This window comes from Salinimicrobium oceani, assembly GCF_012037645.1.
This window is the reverse complement of record NZ_JAAVJR010000178.1, coordinates 1-653: the sequence shown is the minus strand read 5'-3', so window position 1 is coordinate 653 and position 653 is coordinate 1. Positions and strand designations below refer to the sequence as shown.

Annotated in this window: 1 protein-coding gene; it reads left to right on the top strand. The window is 39.4% G+C overall.

Translation table 11 applies throughout. The features are described 5' to 3' along the window. A partial coding sequence (locus HC175_RS16120) for a DUF2383 domain-containing protein (protein ID WP_168139423.1) occupies positions 1 to 461 on the top strand: 461 nt, incomplete at its 5' end. Between the last annotated feature and the right edge of the window lie 192 nt (positions 462 to 653).

The following is a 653-nucleotide window of genomic DNA, read 5'->3' as shown; positions in this document are numbered from 1 at the left end:
CAAAAATAAGAGAACGTTCCCTTCGCCAGCTCCTTGAGGATAATTTCAAGGTGGCAAGGCACTGCCGTAAATTGGCAGAAAACATCGAAGATGCTTCTTTAAAATACTATTTCCAGAATGTGGCTTCCCGGCGTTCCCAGTTTGCTATGGAAATAGCAGAGGAGATCTCCTATTATGGCGGTAAGGAGCCTTACATGTCTTCTACCTCCTATGAGAGAAACAGGATGGAACAGGGTATGGATGATCAGGCTTCTGCTGTTAGAAAAGCCTTAAAGATCAATAAGGACAGTCTGGAATTATATCAAAATGCTTTGTGTCAAATTCATGAAGGTTCCTGCAGGGAAATTCTTTTACGCCATAAGGCATATATCGAAAATGGAATTTTCGAATTAAGATCTATTAAGACTCTTTTGAAATATGTTCCCACCTCCACGGAAGGTTCAAAAGAAAGAGTGAATTAAACTCTATAGAATCTAAGGCACTCCATTTTCGGGTGCCTTTTTGTTTTCATACTTATTCCTGCGGATTTTTTATATTGCCATTCCAAAATTCACCTCTTCGCAATATGAAAAACCTACTATGCCTGCTGGCATTTATCAGCCTCAATTTTTGCTATGCGCAAACTTCAGACTTAACGGTAGAAAAGATCATGA